Raw genomic sequence first — 7738 nt, forward strand, 5'->3', positions numbered from 1 at the left:
GGCGTAGGGGTGGTTCAGTCCTGAAAGTGGTCTCAGTCCTGCTGGGCCGAGGAGGCCTGCACCGGGACGCGTTCGCGAGGTGCCGGGGCGACGACCGCGGGGGAGGCCGACGAGGCGACGATCTGTGAGGCCGTGCGGGCCGGCCGGTGCCGGGGCACGGTCATGGCGACGAGGAGTCCCAGGGCGAGTCCCACGAGGGCGATCAGCGCGACCCCCGGGCCCGAACCCGTCTGAGACAGCAGCAGCATGGCGAGCGTCGAGAGAATCACGGTGCACGAACCGTAGGTGAGCTGTGCGACGGTCGGACGAGGCGCGGTCTGACGAGGCATGGCAATCGAGTCCTCGTGGATTCGGGGGTGAGGGGAGCGTGTCGGCCTGGCTTTCCACCGGACATCCGGCGTCCGCCGACCGACTCTAATCGCGTGCATGCCCGACTGGAACGCGCGGTAAGCGTGACCTAACACACGGCTCCGGAGCACAGGGGGCGCACGGAGTCATCACGTCCACCAGGTGGACGCGCCCGCGCGCCGGTCGGCCCGACGGATATAGGGAGTGTCAAGCCCGCATAATGCACTTGACCTGTCCAAGTCAAGGTCTGTCTTTTCTTCTAAACCTCTAGTCAAATGACGTCACTTGACTACACGCGTATACCGCCCGCGGACAGCTTCCGAACCAGGAACCCCCCATCCGCGCGGACGGACGCGGGGGAGGGACCCTCAAGTGACCAGCAGACCCTGGACGTTCAGAACGGCGGCCGTGGGCGTGGCACTCGCCACAGCCGCCGCCACCTTCTCCACCTTCGCCATCGCCGAGGCCGACTCGGGCGCGGGCAAAGGCACTTCAGCCGTGCCGGCCGCGAACCGGCACGACCCGGCGGAGCAGCAGCACGCCGACCACGACCTCGACGGGCCGCTCAGCGCGACCCAGGAGGCCCAGCGCGAGGAAGCCCTCAGGCAGGTCATCTCCGGCCAGGCCAAGGCCCAGAACCGCAACGGCTCACAGGTCGTGCAGCTCAAGAGCGGCAAGGGCAAGGGCAAGTACGTCGAGCTCGGCCGCGAGCGCACCGACAAGATCTTCACGATCCTCGTCGAGTTCGGCGACCAGGTGGACAGCCGCTACGGCGGCACACCCGGCCCGCTGCACAACCAGATAGCCTCGCCGGACCGCACCCAGGACAACAGCACGGCCTGGCAGGCGGACTACAACACCGAGCACTTCAAGAAGCTCTACTTCGGCACCGGCAAGAACACCGAGTCGATGAAGAAGTACTACGAGAAGCAGTCCTCGGGCCGCTACTCGGTCGAGGGCACGGTCTCGGACTGGGTCAAGGTCCCCTACAACGAGGCCCGTTACGGGTCCAACAAGTGCGACCCCGACAACTGCGCCTGGTACGCGGTGCAGGACGGGGTCGCCGCATGGGTCGCGGCGCAGAAGGCAGCCGGCGCGACCGACGCGGCGATCAAGACCCAGCTGGCCGCGTACGACCAGTGGGACCGCAACGACTTCGACGCCGACGGCAACTTCAACGAGCCCGACGGCTACATCGACCACTTCCAGGTCGTGCACGCCGGTGAGGACGAGTCCGCCGGTGGCGGCGCGCAGGGCGAGGACGCCATCTGGGCGCACCGCTGGTTCGCGTTCGGCAGCGACAAGGGCGCGACCGGTCCCGCGAACAACCTCATGGGCGGCACCCAGATCGGCAACTCGGGCATCTGGGTCGGCGACTACACCATCCAGCCGGAGAACGGCGGACTCGGCGTCTTCGCCCACGAGTACGGCCACGACCTCGGTCTGCCGGACCACTACGACACCACCAACACCGGTGAGAACTCGACCGGTTACTGGACCCTGATGTCGTCCGGTTCCTGGCTCGGCACCGGTGGCAACAACATCGGCAACCTGCCCGGCGACATGACCGCCTGGGACAAGCTCCAGCTGGGCTGGCTCGACTACGACACGGCGAAGGCCGGAAAGAAGTCGAACCACAAGCTGGGCGTCGCCGAGTACAACACCAAGAACCCCCAGGCGCTCGTCGTCCAGCTGCCGAACAAGACGGTCACCACCGACGTCGTCACCCCGGCACAGGGCGCGACCCAGTGGTGGAGCGGCAGCGACAACAACCTCAACAACACGCTGACCCGTTCGGTCGACCTCACCGGCAAGTCCTCGGCCACCCTCACCCTGGACGGCTGGTACGACATCGAGGCCGACTACGACTTCCTCTACACGGAGGTCTCCACCGACGGTGGCGCCACCTTCACGGCCATCGACGGCACGGTCGACGGCGCGGCCATCCCGCGTGACGGCAGCGGCAACCCGGCGCTCTCCGGCACGGTGGACGCGTACAAGAAGCTCTCGTACTCCCTGAACGCCTACGCGGGCAAGAAGTTCGACCTGCGCTTCCGTTACTCGTCCGACAGCGGCGTCTCCCAGAAGGGCTTCGCGGCCGACGAGATCACCGTCACCGCCGACGGCGCCACCCTCTTCGCCGACAACGCGGAGAGCGCGGACGCCGCTTGGAAGACGAAGGGCTTCTCGCGCATCGGGGCGTCCTTCACGGACACGTACCCGCAGTACTACATCGCCGAGAACCGCCAGTACGTGTCGTACGACAAGACCCTCAAGGTCGGCCCGTACAACTTCGGCTTCTCGACGACCCGTCCGTCCTGGGTCGAGCACTTCCCGTACCAGAACGGCCTGTTGATCTGGAAGTGGGACACCTCCCAGAAGGACAACAACGTGACCGCGCACCCGGGTCTCGGCAAGATCCTTCCGGTGGACGCGCACCCGACCCCGCTGAAGTGGGCGGACGGCACGCTGATGCGCAACCGCATCCAGTCCTACGACTCCCCGTTCAGCCTGTACCGCACGGACGCCCTCCGGCTCCACAAGGCGGACGTGCTCACGAAGGTCGCCTCCCAGAAGGGCGTGCCGATCTTCAACGACCGCACCTCCACGTACTACGACGCGGCGACCCCGCTCGCGGGCGTGAAGATCACTGACACCAACACCAAGATCAAGATCGTCAAGGAGGCCAAGGACGGCTCCACGATCTCGATCCAGGTCGGCCCCGCAGTGAAGTAATCCGCATAACCGCAGTTCAGAGCATGATCGGCCGTGACCCCCTGGCGGGTCGCGGCCGATCGTGTTTAGGTGCCTCCTGTGCCTTTCTTATTGACACCGAGTCCCACGGGGGGTGTGACCGCATGGCCGCAGGAGGTTTCTGCAAGCTGCCCAGTGGCAGCGTGGTGGTGGCGTTGAACCTGCCCAGCCCCACCGCTCCGACCGGCAGACCCACGGGCGTGGGCCTGGACGACGTACGCGTCCTGGTGCTCGCCCAGAACCGCGCCAGGGCACTGACCCGCCTGCGCAACCTCGGCCTGCGAGCGGTCTACCTCCGGGGCAACGCGGAGCCGCCCAGCCCCGACGAGATCACTGCCGTCCTGCACCACCCCGACGGCCTGATATGGCGCACGGCGGCCCCGGACAACAGCGTCCCGTCGCTCCCGGAGCGCACGGAGCTGTGGCACCCGATCAGGTCGCTGCTGCGGAGGCCACCGGCCCGCGTGTGAAACGTGGTGACCGCACCCCGGGGGCCTCGGCCTTTCGGCCTAGTCCCATCGCACGATGTGACCGTCCGGGCGTACGCCGTAATCTCGCCGCATGACAGCAGCTGACCCCCACTCCGGCGGCCCCCGCAGCTCCGAGCAGCGCAGACGTGAGGCGCTCGAACGCCTCGCGAAGGACATCGACGTCTGGGTCGCCACGGCCGACGCCACCGGCGAGCCCTGCCTCGTCCCGCTGGCCTACTGGTGGGACGGCGAGTCGGTGTGGCTGGCCACTCGCGACACCAACCCGACCGGCCGCAACCTGATCGCCTCGGGCCGGGTCCGGCTCTCCTTCGGCCACACCCGCGACGTGGTCCTGATCCACGGCACCGCCCGCATGCTGACCCGCGAGGAGCTGCCCGCCGGCGTGGGCGACGCCTTCACCGCGAAGGACGGCTGGGACCCGCGCGAGGACCATGCCTCGTACGTCTGGTTCCAGGTCACCCCGCAGGTGCTGCAGGCGTGGGGGACGGTGCCCGAGATGGCCGGACGGACCCTGATGCGCGACGGCAAGTGGCTGGTCCGGGGCGACTGACCCCGGCGGGGCTGGGCGCACACGGGAGTACGGGTCGTACGCGGGCGTGCGGGTCGTACGCGGGTGTACGGGTCGTACGCGGGCGTGCGGGTCGTATCGGGGGAGCCGTCGGGTCGGCGCTAGACGACAGCCTTGCCCGACAGCTCCACGCCCGCCGCCCGCAGCTCCTCCAGGGCCCGTTCCGTCGACTCCTCGGCGACGCCCGCCGTGAGGTCCAGCAGGACCTGGGTGCGGAAGCCCTCGCGGGCCGCGTCCAGAGCCGTGGCCCTGACACAGTGGTCGGTCGCGATACCGACCACGTCCACCTCGTCGATCTCCCGGGCCCGCAGCCAGTCGCCCAGCGCGACCCCGTTCTCGTCGGCGCCCTCGAAGCCGCTGTAGGCCGCCGCGTACGCGCCCTTGTCGAAGACGGCGTCGATCGCGCCGGAGGCGACCGCCGGGGCGAAGTTCGGGTGGAAGCCGACGCCCTCCGTGCCGGCCACGCAGTGCGCGGGCCAGGAGCGCTGGAAGTCGGGGTTGTCGGCGAAGTGTCCGCCCGGGGCGATGTGGTGGTCGCGGGTCGCCACGACATGGCGGTACCCGGCGGGAGCCTGCCCGATCAGCTCGGTGATCGCGGCGGCGACATCGGCGCCCCCGGCCACCGCGAGACTGCCTCCCTCGCAGAAGTCGTTCTGCACGTCTACGACGATCAGGGCGCGGCGCATGGGCGGTGTCCTTCGAGTGTCAGGGGTGCGGGGCCTGGGGGCCTGGCCGGTGTGAACATGTGAACTTCCGAGCCTAGAGACTTTCGTCCCGCTTCGGGAGGGGGCATTCGGGGCAACCGGCGGGCACGAACGCCTGTTGCCCCTGTGCGGCGGGGGTGTCAGACCCGCGCAGGCAGGTACTCCGTCGGAATGACGGCCTCCCCGCGCGACAGCTGGGTCGCCGACAGCGGCAGGTTGGCCCGCGCGGTGGCATGCCGGTCCCGTACGACGTCCAGCGCCTCGCGGGCGACTACCCGGCCGCCCTTCACCAGCTCGACCAGCAGCTGCCGGTCCGCCAGCTCGGCCGGCACCGGTCCCGTACCGATCACCTCGGCCTCCGCGAACCCGTCCCGGTCGAGCCGCCGGGCCGCCCACTTCCGGCCCCCGACGGACGTCTTGCCGCCGCTCGACTTCTTCGCCACCGGGACCAGCGGAGCCTTCGGGTCCGCGGACTCGGCGCGGGCCACCAACTTGTAGACCATCGAGCACGTGGGGTGGCCGGAACCCGTCACCAGCTGGGTGCCGACCCCGTACGCGTCCACGGGAGCCGCCGCCAGCGAGGCGATCGCGTACTCGTCGAGGTCCGAGGTCACGACGATCCGCGTCCGCTCCGCCCCCAGCTCGTCCAGCTGCTGCCGCACCCGGTGCGCGACCAGGAGCAGGTCCCCGGAGTCAATGCGCACCGCCCCGAGCTCCGGCCCGGCGACCTCCACCGCCGCCCGTACCGCCTCGGCGACGTCGTACGTGTCCACCAGCAGCGTCGTGTCGCGGCCCAGCGAGTCCACCTGGGCCTGGAAGGCGTCCCGCTCGCGGTCGTGGAGCAGGGTGAACGCGTGGGCGCTCGTCCCGACGGTCGGGATGCCGTAGCGGAAACCGGCGGCCAGGTCGGACGTGCTCGCGAAGCCCCCGACGTACGCGGCGCGGGAGGCGGCCACCGCGGCCAGCTCGTGCGTGCGCCGGGCGCCCATCTCGATCAGCGGACGGTCACCGGCGGCCGAGGCCATCCGGGACGCGGCCGCCGCGATCGCCGAGTCGTGGTTGAGGATGGAGAGGATCACCGTCTCCAGCAGCACACACTCCGCGAAGGAGCCCTCGACGCGCAGGATCGGCGAGCCCGGGAAGTAGACCTCGCCCTCCGGATAGCCCCAGACGTCCCCGCCGAACCGGTACGAGGCCAGCCACTGCAGGGTCTCCTCGTTGACGATCCGGCGCTCGCGCAGGAAGTCGAGGACGGCCGTGTCGAAGCGGAAGTTCTCCACCGCGTCGAGCACCCGCCCGGTGCCCGCGACGACGCCGTAGCGCCGGCCCTCCGGCAGCCGCCGCGTGAAGACCTCGAAGACCGACCGCCGGTCGGCGGTGCCCGCCTTCAGGGCTGCCTGGAGCATCGTCAGCTCGTAGTGATCCGTGAAGAGCGCCGTCGAGGGGACGTCCACCGGCAGCCCAAGGTCCGCTGTGTTCATGGACGGGATGCTACCCCCATCTCGTCACTTTGACGATTTCCGCTGTGATTTGGCCGGTGACCCCCTTCTGGTGGCAGCATGGGCTCTGTGACGTCACCCGCTCCCGTAGAGATCGAACGCACCGAACCGGCGGAGGAGACCTTCGCCGTACCCGAGCCGGACGTCCCCTGGGTCACCATCGTCCACAACGACCCGGTCAACCTCATGAGCTATGTGACCTACGTCTTCCAGACGTACTTCGGCTACCCGAAGGACAAGGCCACCAAGCTCATGATGGACGTCCACCACAAGGGCCGGGCGGTCGTCTCCAGCGGCAGCCGCGAAGAGATGGAACGCGACGTGCAGGCCATGCACGGCTACGGTCTGTGGGCCACCCTCCAGCAGGACCGGAAGTAGCGAACAATTCCATGCCAGGACACTTCGAACCGCTCCCCGGCGGCGGCGCTGCCGTCGCGCTCGACGACGTCGAGATCTCCATCATCCGGTCGCTGGCCGTCCAGCTCCTGGAGCTGATCGGCCCCGGCCCCGCCGAGGACGCCCCCGACGACCCGCTCGCCGAACTCTTCGCGGAGGGCCCGAGCGAGCCGCCCTCCGACCCGGTGCTCAGGCGCCTGTTCCCGGACGCCTACAGCGACCCCGTCGACGTACCGTCGTCGCCGGAACAGGCCGAGGAGCAGCGGGAGTACTCCTCCGAGTTCCGCCGGTTCACCGAGAACGACCTGCGGACCGGCAAGCGGGAGACCGCCCTCGCGGTGATCCGCTCACTGGACTCGATGACGCCGGCCGGCGACGGGGGCGCGGTGCTCAAGCTGACGCACGAGGAGTCCCGGCAGTGGCTCGGCGCGCTCAACGACCTGCGCCTGGCGATCGGCTCCCGGCTCGACGTCGTCGCCGAGGAGGACACCGACCTCCTCTACCGGCTCCCGGACGAGGACCCGCGCAAGCCGATGGTGATGGCGTACCTGTGGCTGGGCGGACTGCAGGAGACGCTCGTCACGACGCTGATGCCCTGACCGGATGCCCTGAGTTCTTCATAGCCCTGGCGCCATCCCGGCATGTGGGAGCCCGGTCGCCGCCCCGAGGACGCCACGCAGCCAGCCGGCCGCCGCCTCGGTGCCGGGCCCGGCGTCGATCACCGTGTTCTCGTCGAACAGGAACCCGCCCGCGGCCCTGACGTCCCGCACGGCGACGGGCGCCGGAACAAGTTCGTTCACGTCGTTCACGTCAGTCACGTCAGTCCTTAACCGCTCCACCGAGCCCCGACACCAGTCGGCGCTGCACGAGTACGAAGAACACCAGCACCGGAATCGTCATCACCGTCGAGGCGGCCATCACGCCACCCCAGTCCGGGTCGTCGGGCTTGTAGAAGACCAGCAGGGCCATCGGCAGCGT

Annotated in this window: 9 protein-coding genes and 1 pseudogene; 5 read left to right on the forward strand and 5 right to left on the reverse strand. The window is 69.4% G+C overall.

Annotated features, from left to right (window positions below; translation table 11 throughout):
- Nucleotides 1-32: 32 nt before the first annotated feature.
- Entirely contained in the window at nt 33-329 is a 297-nt protein-coding gene (locus STRTUCAR8_RS43550; protein WP_044473908.1) for a hypothetical protein, read from the reverse strand.
- Between the two features lie 391 nt (nt 330-720).
- Here STRTUCAR8_RS43550 and STRTUCAR8_RS43555 point away from each other — a divergent pair, with 391 nt between their 5' ends.
- From STRTUCAR8_RS43555 to STRTUCAR8_RS43565, 3 genes are all read left to right on the forward strand, one after another.
- Nucleotides 721-3084, forward strand: a complete 2364-nt coding sequence (locus STRTUCAR8_RS43555) for an immune inhibitor A domain-containing protein (RefSeq protein WP_006382862.1) — start codon at nt 721-723, stop codon at nt 3082-3084.
- 122 nt (nt 3085-3206) lie between these two features.
- Nucleotides 3207-3572, forward strand: a complete 366-nt coding sequence (locus STRTUCAR8_RS43560) for a hypothetical protein (RefSeq protein WP_006382857.1) — start codon at nt 3207-3209, stop codon at nt 3570-3572.
- Nucleotides 3573-3663: 91 nt separating this feature from the next.
- Nucleotides 3664-4143, forward strand: a complete 480-nt coding sequence (locus STRTUCAR8_RS43565) for a pyridoxamine 5'-phosphate oxidase family protein (protein ID WP_006382855.1) — start codon at nt 3664-3666, stop codon at nt 4141-4143.
- A gap of 119 nt (nt 4144-4262) precedes the next feature.
- Here STRTUCAR8_RS43565 and STRTUCAR8_RS43570 read toward each other — a convergent pair whose 3' ends face one another.
- Together STRTUCAR8_RS43570 and STRTUCAR8_RS43575 are read right to left on the reverse strand one after the other, a co-directional pair.
- Nucleotides 4263-4847 carry a nicotinamidase gene (locus tag STRTUCAR8_RS43570; RefSeq protein ID WP_006382860.1) on the reverse strand — a complete coding sequence of 195 codons (585 nt, stop codon included), beginning with the start codon at nt 4845-4847 and terminating at the stop codon, nt 4263-4265.
- Nucleotides 4848-5005: 158 nt separating this feature from the next.
- Nucleotides 5006-6346 carry a nicotinate phosphoribosyltransferase gene (locus tag STRTUCAR8_RS43575; protein ID WP_006382861.1) on the reverse strand — a complete coding sequence of 447 codons (1341 nt, stop codon included), beginning with the start codon at nt 6344-6346 and terminating at the stop codon, nt 5006-5008.
- A gap of 78 nt (nt 6347-6424) precedes the next feature.
- On the opposite strand from STRTUCAR8_RS43575, the gene clpS reads away from it, so the two are divergent.
- Nucleotides 6425-6742, forward strand: coding sequence for an ATP-dependent Clp protease adapter ClpS (gene clpS, locus STRTUCAR8_RS43580; RefSeq protein WP_006382856.1), 318 nt, complete (start codon nt 6425-6427; stop codon nt 6740-6742).
- Nucleotides 6743-6753: 11 nt separating this feature from the next.
- Nucleotides 6754-7359, forward strand: coding sequence for a DUF2017 domain-containing protein (locus STRTUCAR8_RS43585; RefSeq protein ID WP_006382858.1), 606 nt, complete (start codon nt 6754-6756; stop codon nt 7357-7359).
- Nucleotides 7360-7377: 18 nt separating this feature from the next.
- On the opposite strand, the gene STRTUCAR8_RS43590 is transcribed toward STRTUCAR8_RS43585, so the two are convergent.
- Entirely contained in the window at nt 7378-7578 is a 201-nt protein-coding gene (locus STRTUCAR8_RS43590) for a beta-N-acetylhexosaminidase family protein (protein ID WP_044473909.1), read from the reverse strand.
- A 1-nt stretch (nt 7579) separates the two neighbouring features.
- Nucleotides 7580-7738, reverse strand: a pseudogene (locus STRTUCAR8_RS50895) (carbohydrate ABC transporter permease); the annotation flags it as partial.

The sequence above is a fragment of the Streptomyces turgidiscabies Car8 genome (assembly GCF_000331005.1).
In the GTDB taxonomy this organism is placed as follows: domain Bacteria; phylum Actinomycetota; class Actinomycetes; order Streptomycetales; family Streptomycetaceae; genus Streptomyces; species Streptomyces turgidiscabies.